This window comes from Sphingomonas aestuarii, assembly GCF_054457155.1.
Map to the genome: position 1 here is coordinate 186,046 of NZ_JBTKVV010000005.1, position 19,380 is coordinate 205,425.

Here is a 19,380-nt window from a genome sequence, read left to right on the forward strand (position 1 = left end):
CCGAGCGCAAGTTCGAGTCAGAGTATCGGGAACCCATCGCTCATGTATCTCCGCCTGTCGATCGCCGCCGCTGCGCTGGCGCTGACCCCCGGCATTGCCGCCGCCCAGAATTATTCGCCCGGTTATCAGTTCCTGGAATCGGTTCGCAAGGCGGAGGGTGAAAAGGTCACCGCCGCGCTCAACCAGCCCGGATCGACGATCGTCAATGCGCGCGGCGCCGACGGGGCGGGCGCCCTGCACATCGTCGCGCGGCGCAGCGATGCGACCTATCTGCGCTTCCTGCTGCAAAAGGGGGCGAACCCCAATTTGCAGGATTCGAACGGCAACACGGCGGCGATGCTGGCGATCGAGAACGGTTTCATCGACGCGATTCCGATCCTGAAGACCTATAAGGCGAATATGAACGTCGCCAATTCGCGCGGCGAAACCCCGCTGATCCGCGCGGTCCAGAACCGCAACCTCGCCGCCGTTCGCGCCTTGCTCGATGCGGGCGCGGATCCCGATCAGGCCGATGTGATGGCCGGCATGTCGGCCCGCGACTACGCGACGCGCGACGGACGCTCGCAACCGATCCTGAAACTGATCGAGGACGCGCCAAAGGCCAACGCCATCACCGACATCAGCGGCCCGCGCGTCCGCTGAACCAAAGCGACGGTCGCGGGAATTGCATCGATCGTCATTTCGAGCGTAGAAAAGCAATCCAGCGTCCTGCGTGCCGCTCTGGATTGCTTCGCTGCGCTCGCAATGACGGCGTTATCTGCGCCATCCTGTTCCAGCGAATGGAATTCAGACGCACGGTTCGACCCACAACGAACCCCATCGGTCACATCGACAGTTCGGCATCGGGGTCGATCAGCCCCAGCAACCGCCGTCCCGCTCGCCTGGCGAACGCCAGCGTGCATGCCTTTCGCACATGCGCGGGCATCGCCACCGTCGCCGCTTCACGCAGGATCGCCGCGTCGTAGCGGTCGGCAACGATCACGCCCGATCGCTCCGGCTGGAACAGTTCGCTGTCGAGTGGCGACGCGTCGAACCCGCCGGGCACCGCCCAGAAAAACCGGTCGCAATGGTCGAGATAGTCGGTCCATTTAACGTCGCCGAGCAGGTCCGCGCGCGATACCTTGATCTCGACGATGACGATCCGCCCCTTGCCGTCGACCGCCATCAGGTCGGCGCGCCTGCCACCCGCCAGCGGCACTTCCGTCATCGTGACGAAATCGTGCCGCAGGAGCATCCGGCTAACGCCGCGCGCCACATCCAGCGCCACGAGGGGGGGAGGGGGGCTGGACGTGAGCGCGGGCGACGGCATGGTCATGCCGCAACTCTAGAACAGGCAGGGAACATTGGAAAGGGCGCGACCACCCTTCGCGGTCGTCTTACCGATAGAAAACGTGGTTCCCGACCGATCCGACCTTCGACAGCCGCCAGCGTGGCGACACATAGCGCGCATGGAAGAAAAGCGCGCCGTCGGTGGGGCTTTCCCAGGCCTCGGCCCGAGCCACGCGAGCGACGGCGACCGCGGTCTTCCACGCCTTGCTGCCTTGGTTGACCGACGGCAGCTTGCCGCCGCGCACGAACGAGAATTGGCCGCGCTGGGTGAGCACCGAGCAGACCGAGCCGGGGAAACGCCCCGATTGCGAGCGGTTGAGGATCACGTCGGCGACCGCGAGCTGACCAGCCAGCGGTTCGCCCTTCGATTCGAAATAGACGCCGGTGGCAAGGCAGCGAAGCTCTTCGTCGATGTCATCGGTGCCGTGATGCGCATCGACCGCAGCGGCGAGCGATGCGAATTCGGCACGCGCCGCGTCGGTTGCGTCTTCTTCGGCTTCATCGGGAAGAGGCTGAACAATTTCCCCGGGCATCCACACGGTGGGGACGGCCTGCGGGGCGGGGGTGGGAACCGAAACACCGGCTCGACCATTTACGTCCTGTGCGATCGCGGCGGAGGTCTGCTCCTGGGCGATCGTGGGAGTCGTGGCGGCAAGCGTTCCGGCAGCAGCAACGACAATCGCCGCGAAGGACGCGGCGCGAAACGGCAACTTCATCTACAATCGTTCGAATGCGGTTGATCCGCGGAACGCCGGGCACAAGGATCGCTATCGATCGCCGACGTCCGGGTGATCCCCCGACTGCGTAACCGCCCGACACAATGTCGGAAAAACGGCACAACGCGCAAAACAGACGCGCCGTATCTTTTCGCAGTGCAGCAAAGTCAACCCTGGAGGATCGTTTCAGCGACGAATCGTTCCGCCTCTGCGACGTCGACCTCGATCACCCATAAATCGGGGTCGTTTCGGCACCGTCGCTGCCAGTAATCGGTCTGCGCCAGCGAATCGGCGGCGTCGTCCGGCCCGGTGCGGAGGATCGAAAGCGTCCCGTTTCGATCCATGCCGCGTTCCAGAAACCGCGCATTTCCCCCGCGTTCGAGCGCGAGGATCAGGACACCTCCCGCGTCCGAATCGCCCTTGTTCAGTACCATCGCCGACCCGCCCGCGGCATCGACCCTGCGGATGAGCGCGCTGGTCCGCAGATGCGTCGGCAGCCGGTCGTTCATGCCGGTTGACGATAGCCCGGCAGGTCGGCAAGCGCGATTTGCGAGCGCATGAACGTGCCGGTTCCCCGCGCCGCTTCCTCGCCGTCCGGCCCGATCAGCCGCGCATCGGCGACGAATACCCGGCGCTGGCCCGAAATCCAGCGACCCTCGGCGATCACCGGGCCGACCGAAAGGGGCCGGGTGAACAACAGGTTGAACTGGGTCGTCAGCAGGAACCGGTCGCTGACCAGGCTGTTCGCGGCATAAAAGGCCGCATCGTCGAGCATCTTGAAATAGCTCGTCCCGTGCGCCGCGCCGCCTGCATGGAAATGACGCTCGTCGATGGTGAAATGGATGCGCGACACCCCGCCCTCGACGATCTCCAGCCGCGATTCGAAGAAGCGGTTGATCGGCGCGGCGGCATAAAGCGATTCGAGCGCACGGTAATGGCGGCGTGCGCCCGCGCCCGGACTTTCAGGCCCCAAACCCCCGTCAGGCAGCGTCACGCGCTTCCACCCCGGCCAGAAGCGCATAGAGCGCATCCCCGTTCGCCGCGCCGCGCAGCTTGTCGGCAAAGGCCCGGTCGCGCATCGCCCGCGAAACGCGCGCCAGCGCCTTCAGATGCTCCGCGCCCGCATCCGCAGGCGACAGCAGCATGAACACCAGATCGACCGGCGCATCGTCGATGGCGTCGAAATCGACCGGCTGCGCCAGTCGCGCGAACAGTCCGCGGACCCGCTCGATCCCGTCGATCCGGCCGTGCGGGATCGCGATGCCCGATCCGAATCCGGTGGTGCCCAGCCGCTCGCGCTCGGCGATGCTGTCGGCGACCTGTCGCGCGTCGAGGCCCCAGGCACGGTGCGCCGCCTGGCCCAGATGCGCGAACAGCTTCTTCTTTCCCGCCACCGGCATATCGGCCAGCACGGCATCGGGATTGAGCAGATCGGTCAGGTCGGTCATCACAACATACCGGATGCGCGCGCCGAACGCCGCGCGCGCATCCGTCCTTCATCTTGAGGTCGGTCGTCAGCCGCGATTGGGCTCGACCCAGCCTATGGTTCCGTCGTGGCGCCGATAGACCATATTGAACGCGCCCGTCCCGCTATTTTTGAACAGCAGCGCGTTGGTGTTGCGCAGATCGAGCATCATCACCGCGTCCGACACGCTGGCGTCGGGCACATCGACGCGGGTCTCGGCGATGATCAGGGGGGCGTCGTCCGCCTCTTCCTCTTCCGCGCCGCCACCAAAGACGGTGTATCCCGCATTGTCGAATCCATCGGGTTCGATCGGCGCCTGTGCGCCCGACTTGCGATCCTTCAACCGGCGCATATAGCGGCGGAGCTGTTTTTCGATCTTGTCAGCGGCCCCGTCGAAGGCGGCGTGCGCGTTCTGCGCGCTGTCCGATGCCTTCAGCACCAGCCCCTGCATCACATGCGCGACGATGTCGCAGGTGAAGCTGTCGTGCGGGCCTTTCCCGAAAATCGCGTGCGCCGATATCGCGCGGGAAAAATATTTGTCGGCAATCCCCTGGAGGCGGTCCTGGACGTGAGTCTTGAGCGCTTCGCCCGTATCGACCTGATGTCCCGAGACGCGGATTTCCATGTTTTTACCTCCTAATGTGAACGTCGTGATGCGGTCCCGAAGGACCAACACCGAACGTCCAACGCATCAACCGGATGCGGCGGTCCCCCACAACGGATCTTTCAGTCCCGCGACAAAGGCGGCGTGACGTGCAAGCTCGGCTTCGCTGACCGCAAACACGCGCGGCGGCCGCACCGCGCGCTGGACGGTGAGGGTGGATGCGGCGATTTCCTCGACCACCGCCTCGGCCAGCCCCAGTCCGATCTGGCGCCCGCCCATCAGCTCGACATAGACCTGCGCGAGCAGCTGCGCGTCGAGCAGCGCGCCGTGGAGTACGCGGTGGCTGCGGTCGATGCCGTAGCGATTGCACAGCGCATCCAGCGTGTGCTTGGCGCCCGGATGACGGCTGCGCGCGATCAGCAGCGTATCGACCATCCGGTCCATCGCCACGACCGGACGGCCGCACAGCTTCAGCTCGCCGTTCAGAAATCCCATGTCGAAACTGGCATTGTGCGCGATCAGCTTGCTGTCGCCCAGAAATTCGATCAGCGCTTCGCAGATATCGGCGAACACCGGCTTGTCCGACAGGAACGCCTCCGACAGCCCGTGCACCGCCTGCGCCTCGGGCGGCATTGACCGCTGGGGGTTCACATAGGCGTGGAAGGTGCGACCGGTCTCGACCCGGTTGATCATCTCGATACAGCCGATCTCGACCAGCCGGTCGCCCCCCGAGAAGCTCAATCCCGTGGTTTCGGTGTCGAAGATGATTTCACGCATGAGTGGGATTATCGACCTGCTTCGCTCAACAGGCAAGCGATCAGCGCACGAACCTGATCGCGCGTCTGCGCCAGGTCGGTGCCGGTGTCGATGACGTGATCGGCACGCGCGCGCTTGTCCGCATCGGGCGTTTGTTTTTCCAGGATCGTCAGGAACTTGGCCTCGGTCATCCCCGGCCGTGCCAGCACCCGGTCGCGCTGGGTCTGCGCGTCGGCCGACACCACAACGACGCGATCGACATGCGCGCTCCCGCCGGTTTCGAACAACAGCGGGATGTCGAGCACCACCAACGGCGCGCTGCCATGCGAATCGATGAAACGCCGGCGTTCCTCGCCGACCGCCGGGTGGACGATCGCCTCCAGCTTCTTCATCGCCGCATCGTCGCCGAACACCCGCGCGCCCAGCGCCTGACGATCGACACCACCCGGCCCCGTGGCGCCCGGAAAATGCCGCTCGATCTCCGTGACCACCGCGCCGCCCGGACCCTGCAATTCGTGCACCGCATCGTCGGCGTCGAACACGGGGACGCCTTCGTCGCGAAACATCTGCGCGACGGTCGATTTGCCCATGCCGATGGAGCCGGTCAGCCCGATGGTGATCATGACGTCAGTCTCCGGCGGAGTTCGGATTCACTCGCATCGTCGCGCGGCGGAGCCTTGCCGAAGAACAGCTCGAACGCCGTCGCCGCCTGACCGATCAGCATTTCGAGGCCGTCGATGGTCGGAAGGTCGCGCGCGCGCGCCGCCGCCAGCAACGGCGTCTCCAGCGGACTATAGACGATATCGTAGATCACGGCGTCGTCAGGCAGCGCCGACAGATCGGGCGACAGCGCAGGCTGCCCTGCCATTCCGAGCGCGCTGGCATTCACGAATAACGCGACCGGGGGCAGGGGGGCGTCGATCGACACAATGTCGCCCTTCAACCCGAAGGTCGCGAGCAACCCCGCCGCCTTCAACGGATTGCGCGCGAACATTGTCACCGGCCCGACGCGCATCTGTTTGAGTGCAAACAAGACGGCACGCGCCGCGCCGCCCGTGCCGTAAAGCGCGACCGGCGCTCCTTCGAGATCGAAATCGGCGAGCGGCGCATAGAATCCGGCCGCATCGGTATTGGTCCCGATCAACGACCCGTCGCGCTGGCGCAGAATGGTGTTCATCGCCCCGATCGACCCGCGCACGTCGCCCGGATCGTCGACCAGATCCATCACCGCCAGTTTGTGCGGCATGGTCACGTTGCATCCGCGCCAGTCGGCATCGTCGCGGCGGCGGGCGATGTAATCGACCAGCCCTTCTGCGGTGACATGGGTCGCGCGGTAGTCCGCTTCCAGCCCCAACCGCTCGGTCCAGTATCCGTGGATCAGCGGCGATTTGGACTGGGCGATCGGATCGCCGATCACTTCTGCAAAGGGCTTCGTCATGACGCCAATATGCCCCGAACGCGCAGAAAATCGAGCACGGGAAGCAATGGCATCCCCAAAATCGTGAAATGGCTCCCCTCGGTCCGAGCGAACAACTGCACGCCCGGTCCTTCGATCCGAAAGCAGCCGACGCAACCCGCTATGGCTGGCCATTCGGCATCAAGATAAGTCCGGATGAAATCGTCTGACAGCGCGCGAACCTGCAATTTGGCGATATCGACATGCCGCCACACGGGCCGCCCGCCCTCGGCAATCACCGCTGCCGAAATCAGGCGATGCGTGCCCCCCGACATTGCGCGCAAATGCCGTTCGGCATCCTCGCGCGTCTCGGGCTTGTCGAGCAAGGTGCCGTCGTCCAGCACCACGATCGAATCGCTGCCCAGCACCAGATCGGCCGGATGGCGCATCGATACTTTCAGCGCCTTCAATTCGGCCAGCGCATCGGCGGTATCGCGCGGGCTCGTCCCGACTTCCGCCAGTGCTGCCTTCGCGGCGTCTTCGTCCGCACCGCTCGCCTCGGCAATGAAGGGCACGCCGGCATCGCCGAGCATCGCCTTGCGCGACGCGCTGTTCGATGCCAGGATCAGCCTCATGCGCCCGCCGCCTTGCGCTCGCCGCACAGGGTGATGATCGCCGCCGCCGTCTCCTCGATCGAGCGCCGCGTCACGTCGATCACGGGCCAGTCATTGTCGGCGAACATGCGCCGGGCATAGGCGACCTCGGCCTTGACCGCGTCCTGATCGACATAGCTGGTCTCGGTTTCCTCGTTCAGCGACAGCAACCGGTTGCGGCGCACCTGGATCAGCCGGTCGGCGCTGGTCGTCAGCCCGACGACCAGCGGTTTTTTCAGCTCATAGAGCTTGGTCGGCGGCGGGCTTTCGACGACGATCGGGATGTTGGCGGTCTTGAACCCGCGATTGGCGAGATAGATTGAGGTCGGCGTCTTCGACGTGCGCGATACGCCCGCCAGCACGATATCGGCTTCCTCCCAATTCTCCCAATTCACCCCGTCGTCATGCGCGATGGTGAACTGGATCGCATCGACCCGCGCGAAATAGGCGGCGTCGAGAACATGCTGGCGACCGGGCCGCGCCTTGGCTTCCTGGCCCAACAACATCGACAGCGCATTGGACACGCTGTCGAGCGGCGCGATCGCGGGCAGGCCCATTGCCGCGCACCGGCCCTCCAGCATCTCGCGGATCTGGCTGTTGACCAGCGTGAACACCACCAGCCCCGGATTCTGGCCGATTTCCTGCAAGATCCGTTCGAGATGCGTTTCCGAGCGTACCATCGGCCAGAAATGACGCACCGTCTCCACATCGTCGAACTGGGCCAGCGCCGCCTTGGCGATATTCTCCAGCGTCTCGCCGGTCGAATCCGACAACAAATGCAGGTGCAGCTTCACATCATCGCCCTTTGTTCGGGGATCGGGACAGGTCTGTGGAAAAGTCCGGGACAGCCGCTAGCGCAACCCCGTCCCTGCGCCAAGCCGGACGATGGTCGTGGAAAAGCCCGCAATCCGTCCACAGCGCCGCGCACAGCCACGCGGTTCCTCCACAACCTGTGGAAAACGGGAACGACATGCGCGAATCGCAACCGGAATCGGTCGCTGCCGGGGTCAAGCTGTTGGCATTTCGGGCATGAACGCATAAGCCCCGGCATCCACGCGCCAACAACCACCACATCCTTCTTTTATAGAATCTTCTATTGAAGAAGGGGGGAGCCGATCCGCTGACCGACCGTCCCGACACGCCTGTTTCGCCCAAGCCCCTGCTCGCCACCTTGAGGGGTGAGCGGCAGGCGACACCGCCCTTATGGCTGATGCGCCAGGCGGGGCGCTATCTTCCCGAATATCGCGCGCTCCGGGCGGAAAAGGGCGGCTTCCTCGCGCTGGTCGAGGACAGCGATGCCGCGGCCGAGGTCACGCTCCAGCCGATCCGTCGCTTCGGCTTCGACGGATCGATCCTGTTTTCCGACATCCTGATGATTCCGCGCGCGCTGGGACAGGATTTGTGGTTCGAAACCGGCGAAGGCCCGCGCCTCGCGCCGCTGATGGACAATGCCGCAGCGGTCGATGGCCTTATCTATCGCCCGGAGGCGCTGGAGGCGGTGTACGGCACGGTTCGTCGCGTCGCCGCTGCCCTGCCACCTAAGGTGACGTTTCTGGGCTTTGCAGGCTCTCCCTGGACGGTTGCGACCTATATGATCGCCGGGCAGGGGAGCCGCGAACAGGCGGCGGCGCGGCGGCTCGCCTATGCCGACCCCGGACTGATGGAGGCGCTGATCGACAAGATCGTCGCCTCGACCGTCGATTATCTCGCCAAGCAGATCGAGGCCGGGGTGGAGGCCGTGCAGCTGTTCGACAGCTGGGCCGGGAGCCTCTCGCCTGCGCAGTTCGAACGCTGGGTGATCGCCCCCAATGCCGCGATCGTGGGTCGACTGCGCGAACGCTGTCCGAACACGCCGATCATCGGTTTCCCGAAAGGCGCGGGCGGCAAGCTCGCCGCCTATGCCCGCGAAACGCGCGTGGATGCGATCGCACTCGACGAAAGCGTCGATCCGGTCTGGGCAAATGCCAACCTGCCCGCCGACCTGCCGGTCCAGGGCAATCTCGATCCGCTTGCATTGATCGCAGGCGGCGAGACGCTGAACGCCGCGGTCGACCGTATCCTCGCGGCGTTCCCAACCCGTCCGCACGTTTTCAACCTCGGCCACGGCATCCAGCAGGACACGCCGATTCCCAATGTCGAAGCGTTGATCGCGCGGGTGCGCGGCGCTAGGGGCTGACGCCATGACCGGGTTCCTCGGCAATGCCTATCTGTGGGTGAAGGCCGCCCATATCATCTTCGTCATCTTCTGGATGGCGGGGCTGTTCCTGTTCCCGCGCTATCTGGTCCATCATCAGGAAGGGCTGACCGACCCCGCCGAGGCGCCGCGCTGGCTGGCGCGCGAGAAGAAGATGCGCGCCGTCATCCTGACCCCGTCGCTGGTGATGGTGTGGGTGCTGGGCCTCGCATTGTCCGCCAATCTCGGGCTTTTCGACGGGCAAGCCGGGCTGGGCTGGCTGCACGCCAAACTGCTGTTGGTCATCCTGCTGTCGGGCTATCACGGCTGGATGATCGGCTATGCGAAGAAGCTCGAGGCCGGCAAGCCGACACTGCAACCGCGCCAACTCAGAATGCTCAACGAAGTCCCCGCGATCGGCGTGTCGCTGATCGTCATCCTCGCGGTGGTCCGCCCCTTCTAGGCGATACTCGCGGCTTGACTTGAGCGAAGCCGAATCCTAACTCGCGGACCAACGCCGTGCGGATCCGCATCCGGACGGTTCCCTCCTCTCAGCCTCGTTCGCGTGTTTCCCGACACCCGCAAACCGACGCCATACTCCCCATCGCGCCGACCGGCGCATCAATCGGATCAGCCGATATGCACCTCAAAGACCTCAAGAAAAAAGCGCCCGCCGAACTCGTCGAAATGGCCGAAGGGCTGGGCATCGAAGGCGCGTCGACGATGCGCAAGCAGGACATCCTGTTCGCGATCCTGAAGGCGCAGGCCGAACAGGGCGACCAGATCACTGGCGAAGGCACGATCGAAGTGCTGTCGGACGGCTTCGGCTTCCTGCGCTCGCCCGAGGCCAATTACCTCGCCGGTCCCGACGACATCTATGTCTCGCCCAACCAGGTTCGCAAATTCGGCCTGCGCACCGGCGACACGGTCGAAGGCGAAATCCGCGCGCCCAAGGATGGCGAGCGCTATTTCGCGCTGACCAAGCTGGTAAAGGTCAATTTCGACGATCCCGACGCCGTGCGCCACCGCGTCAATTTCGACAATCTGACGCCGCTCTATCCCGAACAGAAGCTGACGCTCGACCCTGAAGATCCGACGCAGAAGGACAAGTCGGCGCGGGTCATCGACATCGTCAGTCCGCAGGGCAAAGGCCAGCGCACGCTGATCGTCGCCCCCCCGCGCGTCGGCAAGACGGTGATGCTGCAGAACATTGCCAAGGCGATCACCGACAATCACCCGGAAGTGTTCCTGCTCGTCCTCCTGATCGACGAGCGCCCCGAAGAAGTCACCGACATGCAGCGTTCGGTGAAGGGCGAGGTCGTCTCCTCCACCTTCGACGAACCCGCGACGCGCCACGTCCAGGTCGCCGAAATGGTGATCGAAAAGGCCAAGCGGCTGGTCGAGCATAAAAAGGATGTCGTCATCCTGCTCGATTCGATCACGCGTCTGGGCCGCGCCTACAACACCGTGGTCCCGTCATCGGGCAAGGTGCTGACCGGCGGCGTCGACGCCAACGCACTCCAGCGTCCCAAGCGCTTCTTCGGCGCCGCGCGCAACATCGAGGAAGGCGGCTCGCTGTCGATCATCGCCACCGCGCTGATCGATACGGGCAGCCGCATGGACGAAGTGATCTTCGAAGAGTTCAAGGGCACCGGCAACTCCGAAATCGTCCTCGACCGCAAGGTCGCCGACAAGCGCATCTTCCCCGCGCTCGATGTCGGCAAGTCGGGCACGCGCAAAGAAGAGCTGCTGGTCGACAAGGACAAGCTCAGCAAACAATGGGTGCTCCGCCGCATTCTGATGCAGATGGGCACCGTCGACGCGATGGAATTCCTGCTCGACAAGATGAAGAATTCGAAGACCAACGAGGATTTCTTCGACAGCATGAACCAGTAACCGGTTTCAGCGCGGCGACGCCCGCGCGCCCGAAACCGGTTCGGCCGGCGGGGTGGGCAAAGCCCCACCCCGACCGACGGCGCAGGCGAACGCCTGTGCCGATCATCGGTGGAGTCCCACCCCTCACGAATCCCGAAAATCAAAGCCCCTCTTGACCCGGGCAATAGTTCGGGCATGGGCGAAACCATTGTCTGCAACAGGAAACCACCATGCAGGAAATCTGGAATCATATCGTCAGCGACATGGCGACGCTGTTTGCTGGCGACTTGAGCGCCTGGAAGGCGTTCGGGATGGTCTTGCTGATCGACATCGTGCTGGCGGGCGATAACGCCATCGTCATCGGCGCGCTGGCCGCGGGTCTGCCCCCGCATCAGCGTAAACAGGTCATTCTGATCGGTATCATCGCCGCATTGGTGCTGCGCATCGGCTTTGCGCTGATCGTGACCCAGTTGATGGCGATCGTGGGACTGATTTTCGCGGGCGGTCTGCTGCTGTTGTGGGTGGCGTGGAAAATGTACCGAGAATTGCGCCCAGCGGGTGGAATGAGCCACGGTTCGCCGGAAATTGCGGGCGACGAAAATGCCGGGGTCAAGCCTGCCAAGAGCTTCGCCGCCGCTGCCTGGGCCGTCGCGGTGGCCGACGTGTCGATGAGCCTGGACAACGTGCTGGCGGTCGCCGGTGCTGCGCGCGACCATCCGGGCATCCTCATTATCGGGCTCATCATCGCGGTCGCGCTGATGGGCGTCGCGGCGAACATCATCGCCAAATATATCGAACGCTATCGCTGGATCGCTTGGATCGGCCTTTTGGTGATCCTCTACGTCGCCGGATCGATGATCTACACCGGCATCACCGACCAGGAAGTGGGGCTGATGACGCTGATCCCCTGATCGGGGGGCATAGTCGAGAAAATCTGGGGCGGTTCCGATGCGGCACCGCCCCTTTTTCGTACCCCTTAACCCTGATCGAAGAAATCGACCGCGCCCGTTTCGAACGAGTAATAGGCACCGACCACGCGCAGCCTTCCCTCAGCCTGCGGCGCCAGCATGATGGGATCGGTCGCGGTTCGCAGCAGGCGAACAACGCGGCTGACATTGGCGCGCACCGCATTCTCCAGCTTGTCGCCCGACTTGCCGCGTGATTGCAGCACGGCGGGAATGATCGGCTCGATCATGCGCCCGATCACGCCGGGGAACACGGCGTTGTCATCGACAACGTCCAGCGCCGCCTTGACCGCGCCGCAACTCTGGTGGCCCATGACGACGACTAGCGGCACGCCCAAGACCGCGACCGCATATTCGATCGAGCCGAGCGCCACGGTATCGACCGTGTTGCCCGCATTGCGGATGATGAACATCTCACCCAGCCCGCGTCCGAACAGCAATTCGGGCGGCACCCGGCTGTCTGAACAGCTGACATAGGCGACGAACGGCTCCTGCGACGTGGTGAGCGCCAGTCGGCGGTCGGTATTCTGCATCACCGGACCCGACCGGTCGTCCAGGAATGCGCGGTTGCCGTCGATCAGTCGCTTCAGCGCCTCATTGGGCGTAATCTTTGGGGCGGTTTTTTGGCCGGGCGGGGGCGGGGGGAGTGACTGCAATGGCGCATTCGCCACCTGTCCATAGGCGGAGGCGGGCAGCATCGCTGCACCTCCCGCCGCTACTGACCCTGCCAGAAATCCACGCCTCGATCCGTCCATAAAACCTCTCCATTCATCGTGTCGATGGAAAGGGAATGGACGGACTATCCCAGATGTTCCGCGAAAAACGCCATCGTGCGCTGGTCCGCCAGCGTTGCGGCCGCTTCCGATCGCCGCTCGCCCGTCTCGGTCGCGAAGCCGTGGTCCTCGCCAGGATAGTCGTGCAGCGTGACCTGCGGATGGTCGTCCAGCCCTTCGTGCATCTTGGCCTGAACGTCGCTCGGCACGAAGCCGTCGTCGCCTGCGATGTGGAGCATCAGCGGATGGGCGATGGCATTCTTCTCGCCCAGCAGTCCGTCGATGCCGACCGCATAATAGCCGACCGTCGCATCCACATCGGTCCGCGCGGCGGTCATATAGGCCAGACGCCCGCCCAGACAGTACCCGACCGCGCCGACCTTGCCGCCGCCAACCAGGCCGCGCGCCGTGCGGATCGTCGCTTCGATATCGGCAACGCCCTTGTCCTGATCAAACTTGCCCATCAGCGCGAGCGCGGCGTCGAACTCGGCCTTCACGTCGGGATCGAGTTGAACCCCCGGCTCCAGCCGCCAGAACAGGTCGGGCGCGATCGCCAGATAGCCGTCCGCCGCCAGTCCGTCGCATTTCTGCCGGATGCCCGGATTGACCCCGAAAATCTCCTGGATGACGACGATCGCGGCTTTCGGCTCGGCGTCGGGCCGCGCCACATAGGCGTCGAAACGGCCGCTGCCGTCGATGGCGTCGATGCGGATGGTGTCGCTCATGATATCTCCTGTGGGTTGCGGATCGAACGAAGTTGCCATGCAAACGCGCTCGCGTGCATAGAAGTCGCATCAAGGCTAGCAGCGGGTACGCACCGCGCTCAAGCGGGGAGACGAAGCCCATGAAGATCAACGTCGAAGTCGAATGCACGCCGGAAGAAGCGCGGCGCGCGATGGGCCTGCCCGACTTCACCCCCGTCCACGATCACTATATTGGTATGTTACTGGAATCATTGGAAAAAGGCGCAAGCCCCGAGTTGCTCGAACAGATGATGAAGAGTTGGGCGCCGATGGGCGAAGCGGGGCTGGGCATGTGGCGTCAGCTGTTCGACCTGGCGGGCACGTCGTCGAAAAAAGGCTGACGCGCGCGTGACCGCCACCATCTTTGCGGTGTCGAGTGGCGCACCTCCGGCGGCGATCGCGGTCGTCCGCATCAGTGGACCCAAGGCGATCGATTCCGCCGAAGGGCTTATGACTCGCGTTCCAGACCCACGCGTTCCCGCGTTGCGGCGACTGACGGATGCAGAAACAGGCGATACGCTCGACCGTGCGCTGGTTCTGAGGTTTGACGCGCCGGCGACCGCCACGGGCGAGGATCTGGTCGAATTGCACCTCCACGGGGGCAGGGCGGTGGTCGCCGCAGTGCTGGGTGCGCTGGCGAAGATCGACGGTCTTCGCGAAGCCGAACCAGGCGAGTTCACGCGTCAGGCATTGGCCAATGGCCGGATCGACCTGACCGAAGCCGAAGGACTGGGCGATCTGCTGGCGGCGGAGACCGAAAGCCAGCGCCGCGCGGCGATCGCTGCCGCCGACGGCGCGATCGGAAAACTGGTCGATGGCTGGGCGGTGCGCACGCTGGCGCTGTCGGCGCGCACCGAGGCCCAGATTGACCATAGCGACGAGGATGATGTCGGTGACGCGGTCGACTTGCCCGTGATCCGGCGCGACATGGCGGCGCTGGCGTCGGAGATCGCGGCGGTGCTGGCCGAACCTCCGGTCGAACGATTGCGCGACGGCATCCGCGTGGTGCTGGCCGGCCCTCCCAACAGCGGCAAATCGACGTTGCTGAATCGCCTGATCGGACGCGAAGCGGCAATCGTGTCACCAATTGCGGGCACGACGCGCGACCGGATCGAGGCGCCGGTCGCGCGCGATGGCATCGCTTATCTTTTTACCGACACGGCGGGCTTGCGCGAAGCTGGGGACGACGCGATCGAGGCGATCGGCATGGACCGCGCGCGCGAGGCGGTCGAGGCTTCGGACATCGTATTGTGGCTGGGCGACGACGATCCGCCGCCGGTCGATGGTCCGGTGATGATTGCCGTCCATGCGCGAAGCGACCTTACCGAACGCAAGGGAGCAGGGGGCGACAGACTGGTTCTCTCCGCTGAAACCGGTGCGGGGATGGATGCATTGTGGCGCGCGATCGAACAAGCCGCGGCGGCGCGTTTGCCGACGCTCGATCGTCCCGTCCTCAACGCTCGCCAGCGTGCCCTGGCGGGCGACGCGCGTGACTGGCTCAACGCAGGCATCGCCGAGCACGATGTCATCCTGATCGGTGAATCGCTCCGCGCCGTCCGTGCCGCGTTCGACCGCATCACCGGTCGCGCCGATGTCGAAGCGATGCTCGATTCGCTCTTTTCGCGCTTCTGTATCGGCAAATAGCCCGTTCCACGTGGAACAGTTTTGACGATCGCACGGCTTTCGATTAGCGCGAGGGCCATGACCTCATTCGATGTGATCGTGATCGGCGGCGGCCACGCTGGAACCGAAGCGGCTGCGGCTGCGGCGCGGTGCGGCGCGCGCACGGCGTTGGTCAGTTTCGATGCGAGCAAGATCGGCGCGATGTCGTGCAATCCGGCGATCGGCGGGTTGGGCAAGGGGCATCTGGTCCGCGAGGTCGATGCGTTCGACGGCTTGATGGCACGCGCTACCGATGCGGCGGGCATTCATTATCGGATGCTCAACCGCTCGAAGGGTAGTGCGGTGCAAGGTCCGCGCGTTCAGGCGGACCGCACCCGCTATGCCGCGGCAATTCAGACGATGTTGGCGGCCCAACCCGAATTGACGGTGGTCGAGGGCGAGGCTGCGGCGCTTCGCTTGTCGGTTGACCGGGTTTCAGGAGTCGATCTTTCTGACGGCACATCGCTGGAAGCGCCATCGGTTATCCTTGCGACCGGCACCTTCCTGTCGGGGCGCATATTCCGTGGCGACTTCCGGGCCGAGGGCGGGCGCGTCAACGAACGCGCGGCCACTCGGCTAGGGGTCCAGCTCCGCGACCTGGGCCTGCCGATCGCGCGATTGAAGACCGGGACGCCGCCGCGAATCGATGGCCGGACGATCGACTGGGCCGCGCTTGAGGAGCAGCCTTCGGACACCGAGCCCTGGACCATGTCGGCGATGACGACCCATCGTCCCCTGCCGCAATTGCGCTGCGCGATCACCCGCACCAATCCGGCGACGCACGACATCATTCGTGCATCGCTCGACCGCTCCCCTTTGTTCTCTGGCGCGATCGGCGCACAGGGGCCGCGCTATTGCCCTTCGATCGAGGACAAGATTCACCGCTTCGCCGATCGCGACGGGCATCAGATCTTCCTCGAACCCGAGGGGCTCGACACCCATCTCGTCTACCCCAACGGCATTTCCACGTCGCTACCCGACGATGTGCAGGACGCGATGATCCGCTCGATTGCCGGTCTGGAACAGGCCGTCATCGCCACCCACGGCTATGCGGTCGAATATGACCATGTCGATCCGCGCGCGCTATCCGCAGCGCTCGAATATGGCGCGACACCTGGCCTGTTCTGCGCGGGCCAGATCAACGGCACCACCGGTTACGAGGAAGCGGCAGGGCAGGGACTGATCGCGGGCATCAACGCCGCCGCGTATGCATTGGGTCGCGCGCCGATGATCCTTGACCGCGCCAGCAGCTATCTCGGCGTGATGATCGACGACCTGATTCTGCAAGGCGTCACCGAACCCTATCGCATGCTTACTGCCCGCGCCGAGTTCCGCCTTCGCCTGCGTGCCAACAATGCGGAGACCCGACTGGGCGAAATTGCTGCAGCCGCTGGTGCACTGGGCGATGCACGGCGCGCCCACCAGCAGCGCCACGCCGCTGCGCTCGATTCGGTTCGCGACGACTTCGCCACTCGCCACGGCGCCGCCGATCTGATCGCGCGAGGCGCATCGGTGTCCGCCGACGGTGCTACTCGCAGCGGCTGGGACTGGCTGCGCTTCCCGGGCGTCGAGCCCGCTCACCTGATCGACCCCGACCGCCACGACCGCGTCGCGCTCGACGAAGTGGTCGAGGACGCGCGCTATGCCCCCTATCTCGACCGCCAGGCCAGCGAAGTCGATGCGTTGCGCGCCAACGATGCCGTCTCGCTTGCCGCCATCGACGACTGGTCGGCGATCCCCGGCCTATCGCGCGAGATGGTCGAGCGGCTTGGCCTCGCCCGGCCCGAAACGCTGGGCGCGGCGGCGCGCGTCCGCGGTGTCACGCCTGCGGCGCTGTCAGCCATCCTGCTCCACAGCCGCAAGCGCGCCGCATGACCGAAGCCGAGGCCCGGCAGTGGATCGTCGATCGGTTCGGCGTCGCGCGGGAAGCGAAGCTTGCAGCCTTCGTCGCCCTGCTGATCGCTGAATCGCAGCATCAGAACCTCGTCTCGAAATCCAGCATCGGCGAAATCTGGGCGCGACACATCGTCGATTCGGCTCAACTTCTGGCGTTCGCCGATTCGGCATCGGACGGCTTGTGGATCGACATCGGCACGGGCGCAGGCTTGCCAGGCATCGTCATCGCCATCCTGCGCGATGCCCCCGTCCTGATGGTCGAGCCGCGCCGAAAGCGCGTTGATTTTCTCGACCGCTGCATCGAAGAATTGCACCTCACCCACGCCACCACATCGCTTGCCAAAGCCGAAGCGATCGAACCTTGCGCAGGCGCCTTCATCAGCGCCCGTGCGGTCGCTGCGCTTCCGGCGCTGTTCGCCAGTGCCCACCATCTGTCCGATAAAGACACCGTCTGGTTGCTTCCAAAAGGGCAAACCGCGCAATCGGAGGTGGATGCGGCACGCAAGGCGTGGCAAGGTTCGTTCCACGTGGAACAGAGCATCACCCATCCCGATTCAAAAATCGTGGTCGCCCAAGGGGTGCGCCGCCGATGATCGTCGTCACGATCGCCAATCAAAAGGGAGGGGTGGGCAAGACCACTACGGCGATTAACGTCGCGACTGCGCTCGCTGCCACCGGATCGCGGGTGCTGCTGATCGACCTCGATCCGCAAGGGAACGCCTCGACCGGACTCGGCGTGGCTCGCGGGGATCGCGATAAATCCTCCTACGAGCTGCTCATCAGCGACTTGACCGCCGACGAAGCCGCCATCCCGACCAAGGTGCCCCGCCTCGACATCGTTCCCGCCACCGTCGATCTTTCGGGTGCGGAAATCGAGCTGATCGATTTCGAGGCGCGGACTCACCGCCTCGATCGCGCGCTTTCGCGCGGTGCGGATCGCTGGGATGTCGTCTTGATCGACTGTCCGCCGTCGCTCGGCCTGCTTACCGTCAATGCGATGGTCGCCTCGCACTCGCTGCTCGTGCCGCTGCAATGCGAATTTTTCGCGCTTGAGGGGCTGAGCCAACTCCTCGGCACCGTCGATCGCATCCGCACCCGCTTCAATCCCGGCCTGTCGATCCTGGGCGTCGTGCTTACCATGTACGATCGCCGCAACCGCCTGACCGATCAGGTGTCGGACGACGTTCGCGCGGTGCTCGGCAAGGTGGTGTTCGACACCGTCATCCCGCGCAACGTCCGGCTGTCGGAGGCGCCCAGCCACGGCATGCCCGCGCTGATCTACGACCATCGTTGTGCGGGCTCCGAAGCCTATATCGCGCTGGCCCGCGAACTCATCCATCGACTCCCCAAATCTGCGAAGGCGGCATGAGCGACACCGACAAGACCCGCACCAAGACTCGCCCCGGCCTGGGCCGCGGGTTGAGCGCATTGCTCGGCGATGGCGGGGTGGTGGAGGAAAACGAGCGTGGGCACGAACCGACGCAGAATCTCCGCACCATGCCAGTCAGTGCGCTCGCTCCGCACCCTGGACAGCCGCGCCGCCATTTCGACGAGGAGGCGCTGAACGAACTCGCCGCGTCGATCGCCGCGCACGGCATCATTCAGCCGATTGTGGTGCGCCCGCGCGGCAAGGGGTATCAGATCATTGCGGGCGAGCGGCGCTGGCGTGCCGCCCAGCGCGCGCGCCTTCACGAAGTCCCGGTGGTGGTCCGCGAACTCGCCGATACCGAAACGCTGGAAATCGCGCTGGTAGAGAATATCCAGCGCCAGGATCTGAATGCGATCGAAGAGGCGCAGGCCTATAAAAAGCTGATCGTCGAGTTCGATCACAGCCAGGAAGCGCTGGGTAAGATCGTCAACAAATCGCGCAGCCATGTCGCCAACCTGTTGAGATTGCTCGATCTTCCAGACCCGGTTCAGGAGATGGTGATTACGGGCGACCTTTCGATGGGCCATGCGCGTGCGCTGATCGGCGCGCCCGATGCCGAGCGCCTTGCGATCCGCGTGCGCGACGAGGGCCTGTCCGTCCGCGACACCGAAAAGCTCGCGCGCAACGCCAAGCCCGAATCGAACCGGCGCGAACGCCAGCCCAGTTTCGATCACGGCCGCGCCGATTTCTCGCGCGACGCCGACATTGCCGCGCTCGAACAGCAGCTGGGCGACGTGCTGGGCCTGAAAGTCCGCATCGCGCACGGCGACAAGGGCGGCACGCTGACCTTGAACTACGCTACGCTCGACCAGCTCGACATGGTCTGCCAGCGGCTGAGCGGCGAGATTATCTGAGGCTCGCCAGATTCTTGCGCTCAGGCTGAGCCTGTCGAAGCATGTTTAGGAGGCTGCTCCCTGAAACCTGGCTACGACAGGCTCAGCCTGA

The 19,380-nt window shown here is 64.7% G+C and carries 24 protein-coding genes; 11 read left to right on the plus strand and 13 right to left on the minus strand.

Going from position 1 to position 19,380, the window contains the following annotated elements; translation table 11 throughout:
* The first annotated feature begins 42 nt into the window (after positions 1-42).
* Positions 43-642: an ankyrin repeat domain-containing protein gene (locus tag ACX0GZ_RS11600; protein ID WP_458816563.1), complete on the plus strand. Its 600-nt coding sequence runs from the start codon at positions 43-45 to the stop codon at positions 640-642.
* 181 nt (positions 643-823) lie between these two features.
* Here the strand turns inward: ACX0GZ_RS11600 and ACX0GZ_RS11605 are convergent, their stop codons facing one another.
* The 11 genes from ACX0GZ_RS11605 to ACX0GZ_RS11655 form a co-directional block, all read right to left on the minus strand.
* Positions 824-1,315, minus strand: a complete 492-nt coding sequence (locus tag ACX0GZ_RS11605; RefSeq protein ID WP_458816565.1) for an MmcB family DNA repair protein — start codon at positions 1,313-1,315, stop codon at positions 824-826.
* A 61-nt stretch (positions 1,316-1,376) separates the two neighbouring features.
* Positions 1,377-2,045 (minus strand): cell wall hydrolase, encoded by a 669-nt coding sequence (locus tag ACX0GZ_RS11610; protein WP_458816567.1) that lies wholly within the window; start codon positions 2,043-2,045, stop codon positions 1,377-1,379.
* Positions 2,046-2,212: 167 nt separating this feature from the next.
* The gene (locus ACX0GZ_RS11615) at positions 2,213-2,554 is read right to left on the minus strand and encodes a DUF1491 family protein (protein WP_458816569.1); all 342 of its coding nucleotides are present in this window, start codon (positions 2,552-2,554) and stop codon (positions 2,213-2,215) included.
* Positions 2,551-3,066 (minus strand): PaaI family thioesterase, encoded by a 516-nt coding sequence (locus ACX0GZ_RS11620; protein ID WP_458816571.1) that lies wholly within the window; start codon positions 3,064-3,066, stop codon positions 2,551-2,553. Before ACX0GZ_RS11620 ends, ACX0GZ_RS11615 begins: the two co-directional genes overlap by 4 nt.
* Positions 3,026-3,493 carry a PTS sugar transporter subunit IIA gene (locus ACX0GZ_RS11625; protein WP_458816573.1) on the minus strand — a complete coding sequence of 156 codons (468 nt, stop codon included), beginning with the start codon at positions 3,491-3,493 and terminating at the stop codon, positions 3,026-3,028. Before ACX0GZ_RS11625 ends, ACX0GZ_RS11620 begins: the two co-directional genes overlap by 41 nt.
* Positions 3,494-3,559: 66 nt before the next feature.
* The gene (gene hpf / locus ACX0GZ_RS11630) at positions 3,560-4,135 is read right to left on the minus strand and encodes a ribosome hibernation-promoting factor, HPF/YfiA family (RefSeq protein ID WP_458816575.1); all 576 of its coding nucleotides are present in this window, start codon (positions 4,133-4,135) and stop codon (positions 3,560-3,562) included.
* Between the two features lie 66 nt (positions 4,136-4,201).
* Positions 4,202-4,891: a DNA polymerase III subunit epsilon gene (dnaQ, locus tag ACX0GZ_RS11635; protein WP_458816577.1), complete on the minus strand. Its 690-nt coding sequence runs from the start codon at positions 4,889-4,891 to the stop codon at positions 4,202-4,204.
* A gap of 8 nt (positions 4,892-4,899) precedes the next feature.
* Positions 4,900-5,493, minus strand: coding sequence for a dephospho-CoA kinase (coaE, locus tag ACX0GZ_RS11640; protein WP_458816579.1), 594 nt, complete (start codon positions 5,491-5,493; stop codon positions 4,900-4,902).
* On the minus strand, positions 5,490-6,308 hold the full coding sequence (locus ACX0GZ_RS11645) for a shikimate dehydrogenase family protein (RefSeq protein ID WP_458816580.1): 819 nt from the start codon (positions 6,306-6,308) through the stop codon (positions 5,490-5,492). The genes coaE and ACX0GZ_RS11645 overlap by 4 nt, the downstream gene beginning before the upstream one ends.
* Positions 6,305-6,901 carry a Maf family protein gene (locus ACX0GZ_RS11650; protein WP_458816582.1) on the minus strand — a complete coding sequence of 199 codons (597 nt, stop codon included), beginning with the start codon at positions 6,899-6,901 and terminating at the stop codon, positions 6,305-6,307. The genes ACX0GZ_RS11645 and ACX0GZ_RS11650 overlap by 4 nt, the downstream gene beginning before the upstream one ends.
* A complete protein-coding gene (locus tag ACX0GZ_RS11655; protein WP_458816584.1) occupies positions 6,898-7,713 on the minus strand; it encodes a pyruvate, water dikinase regulatory protein in 816 nt (271 codons plus the stop codon). The genes ACX0GZ_RS11650 and ACX0GZ_RS11655 overlap by 4 nt, the downstream gene beginning before the upstream one ends.
* Positions 7,714-8,015: 302 nt before the next feature.
* Here ACX0GZ_RS11655 and hemE point away from each other — a divergent pair, with 302 nt between their 5' ends.
* The 4 genes from hemE (at position 8,016) to ACX0GZ_RS11675 (ending at position 11,878) form a co-directional block, all read left to right on the plus strand.
* Complete coding sequence (gene hemE, locus ACX0GZ_RS11660) at positions 8,016-9,095, plus strand: uroporphyrinogen decarboxylase (RefSeq protein ID WP_458816585.1); 1,080 nt, start codon at positions 8,016-8,018, stop codon at positions 9,093-9,095.
* 4 nt (positions 9,096-9,099) lie between these two features.
* Positions 9,100-9,555, plus strand: coding sequence for a CopD family protein (locus tag ACX0GZ_RS11665; RefSeq protein ID WP_458816587.1), 456 nt, complete (start codon positions 9,100-9,102; stop codon positions 9,553-9,555).
* Between the two features lie 176 nt (positions 9,556-9,731).
* Entirely contained in the window at positions 9,732-10,988 is a 1,257-nt protein-coding gene (gene rho, locus ACX0GZ_RS11670; protein ID WP_458816589.1) for a transcription termination factor Rho, read from the plus strand.
* Between the two features lie 209 nt (positions 10,989-11,197).
* Positions 11,198-11,878, plus strand: a complete 681-nt coding sequence (locus ACX0GZ_RS11675) for a YjbE family putative metal transport protein (protein ID WP_458816591.1) — start codon at positions 11,198-11,200, stop codon at positions 11,876-11,878.
* 65 nt (positions 11,879-11,943) lie between these two features.
* Here ACX0GZ_RS11675 and ACX0GZ_RS11680 read toward each other — a convergent pair whose 3' ends face one another.
* Positions 11,944-12,687 (minus strand): carbonic anhydrase, encoded by a 744-nt coding sequence (locus tag ACX0GZ_RS11680; RefSeq protein WP_458816593.1) that lies wholly within the window; start codon positions 12,685-12,687, stop codon positions 11,944-11,946.
* A 44-nt stretch (positions 12,688-12,731) separates the two neighbouring features.
* Positions 12,732-13,430: a dienelactone hydrolase family protein gene (locus tag ACX0GZ_RS11685; RefSeq protein WP_458816595.1), complete on the minus strand. Its 699-nt coding sequence runs from the start codon at positions 13,428-13,430 to the stop codon at positions 12,732-12,734.
* 119 nt (positions 13,431-13,549) lie between these two features.
* Here ACX0GZ_RS11685 and ACX0GZ_RS11690 point away from each other — a divergent pair, with 119 nt between their 5' ends.
* From ACX0GZ_RS11690 to ACX0GZ_RS11715, 6 genes are read left to right on the plus strand one after another with little or no spacing between them, the layout of a single operon-like run.
* Complete coding sequence (locus tag ACX0GZ_RS11690; protein ID WP_458816597.1) at positions 13,550-13,789, plus strand: DUF6489 family protein; 240 nt, start codon at positions 13,550-13,552, stop codon at positions 13,787-13,789.
* A 7-nt stretch (positions 13,790-13,796) separates the two neighbouring features.
* Positions 13,797-15,092: a tRNA uridine-5-carboxymethylaminomethyl(34) synthesis GTPase MnmE gene (mnmE, locus tag ACX0GZ_RS11695; protein ID WP_458816599.1), complete on the plus strand. Its 1,296-nt coding sequence runs from the start codon at positions 13,797-13,799 to the stop codon at positions 15,090-15,092.
* Positions 15,093-15,149: 57 nt separating this feature from the next.
* Positions 15,150-16,985 carry a tRNA uridine-5-carboxymethylaminomethyl(34) synthesis enzyme MnmG gene (gene mnmG, locus ACX0GZ_RS11700; protein WP_458816601.1) on the plus strand — a complete coding sequence of 612 codons (1,836 nt, stop codon included), beginning with the start codon at positions 15,150-15,152 and terminating at the stop codon, positions 16,983-16,985.
* On the plus strand, positions 16,982-17,599 hold the full coding sequence (gene rsmG, locus ACX0GZ_RS11705) for a 16S rRNA (guanine(527)-N(7))-methyltransferase RsmG (protein WP_458816603.1): 618 nt from the start codon (positions 16,982-16,984) through the stop codon (positions 17,597-17,599). Before mnmG ends, rsmG begins: the two co-directional genes overlap by 4 nt.
* A complete protein-coding gene (locus tag ACX0GZ_RS11710) occupies positions 17,596-18,375 on the plus strand; it encodes a ParA family protein (RefSeq protein WP_458816605.1) in 780 nt (259 codons plus the stop codon). Before rsmG ends, ACX0GZ_RS11710 begins: the two co-directional genes overlap by 4 nt.
* A complete protein-coding gene (locus ACX0GZ_RS11715) occupies positions 18,372-19,289 on the plus strand; it encodes a ParB/RepB/Spo0J family partition protein (RefSeq protein ID WP_458816607.1) in 918 nt (305 codons plus the stop codon). Before ACX0GZ_RS11710 ends, ACX0GZ_RS11715 begins: the two co-directional genes overlap by 4 nt.
* Positions 19,290-19,380: the final 91 nt, after the last annotated feature.

Bases quoted from the DNA above. Each gene is read 5' to 3' on its own strand.
- ACX0GZ_RS11600 (WP_458816563.1), top strand. From the start codon at position 43: ATGTATCTCCGCCTGTCGATCGCCGCCGCTGCGCTGGCGCTGACCCCC.
- ACX0GZ_RS11605 (WP_458816565.1), bottom strand. From the start codon at position 1,315: ATGACCATGCCGTCGCCCGCGCTCACGTCCAGCCCCCCTCCCCCCCTC.
- ACX0GZ_RS11610 (WP_458816567.1), bottom strand. From the start codon at position 2,045: ATGAAGTTGCCGTTTCGCGCCGCGTCCTTCGCGGCGATTGTCGTTGCT.
- ACX0GZ_RS11615 (WP_458816569.1), bottom strand. From the start codon at position 2,554: ATGAACGACCGGCTGCCGACGCATCTGCGGACCAGCGCGCTCATCCGC.
- ACX0GZ_RS11620 (WP_458816571.1), bottom strand. From the start codon at position 3,066: ATGCGCTTCTGGCCGGGGTGGAAGCGCGTGACGCTGCCTGACGGGGGT.
- ACX0GZ_RS11625 (WP_458816573.1), bottom strand. From the start codon at position 3,493: ATGACCGACCTGACCGATCTGCTCAATCCCGATGCCGTGCTGGCCGAT.
- hpf (WP_458816575.1), bottom strand. From the start codon at position 4,135: ATGGAAATCCGCGTCTCGGGACATCAGGTCGATACGGGCGAAGCGCTC.
- dnaQ (WP_458816577.1), bottom strand. From the start codon at position 4,891: ATGCGTGAAATCATCTTCGACACCGAAACCACGGGATTGAGCTTCTCG.
- coaE (WP_458816579.1), bottom strand. From the start codon at position 5,493: ATGATCACCATCGGGCTGACCGGCTCCATCGGCATGGGCAAATCGACC.
- ACX0GZ_RS11645 (WP_458816580.1), bottom strand. From the start codon at position 6,308: ATGACGAAGCCCTTTGCAGAAGTGATCGGCGATCCGATCGCCCAGTCC.
- ACX0GZ_RS11650 (WP_458816582.1), bottom strand. From the start codon at position 6,901: ATGAGGCTGATCCTGGCATCGAACAGCGCGTCGCGCAAGGCGATGCTC.
- ACX0GZ_RS11665 (WP_458816587.1), top strand. From the start codon at position 9,100: ATGACCGGGTTCCTCGGCAATGCCTATCTGTGGGTGAAGGCCGCCCAT.
- rho (WP_458816589.1), top strand. From the start codon at position 9,732: ATGCACCTCAAAGACCTCAAGAAAAAAGCGCCCGCCGAACTCGTCGAA.
- ACX0GZ_RS11675 (WP_458816591.1), top strand. From the start codon at position 11,198: ATGCAGGAAATCTGGAATCATATCGTCAGCGACATGGCGACGCTGTTT.
- ACX0GZ_RS11680 (WP_458816593.1), bottom strand. From the start codon at position 12,687: ATGGACGGATCGAGGCGTGGATTTCTGGCAGGGTCAGTAGCGGCGGGA.
- ACX0GZ_RS11685 (WP_458816595.1), bottom strand. From the start codon at position 13,430: ATGAGCGACACCATCCGCATCGACGCCATCGACGGCAGCGGCCGTTTC.
- ACX0GZ_RS11690 (WP_458816597.1), top strand. From the start codon at position 13,550: ATGAAGATCAACGTCGAAGTCGAATGCACGCCGGAAGAAGCGCGGCGC.
- mnmG (WP_458816601.1), top strand. From the start codon at position 15,150: ATGACCTCATTCGATGTGATCGTGATCGGCGGCGGCCACGCTGGAACC.
- rsmG (WP_458816603.1), top strand. From the start codon at position 16,982: ATGACCGAAGCCGAGGCCCGGCAGTGGATCGTCGATCGGTTCGGCGTC.
- ACX0GZ_RS11710 (WP_458816605.1), top strand. From the start codon at position 17,596: ATGATCGTCGTCACGATCGCCAATCAAAAGGGAGGGGTGGGCAAGACC.
- ACX0GZ_RS11715 (WP_458816607.1), top strand. From the start codon at position 18,372: ATGAGCGACACCGACAAGACCCGCACCAAGACTCGCCCCGGCCTGGGC.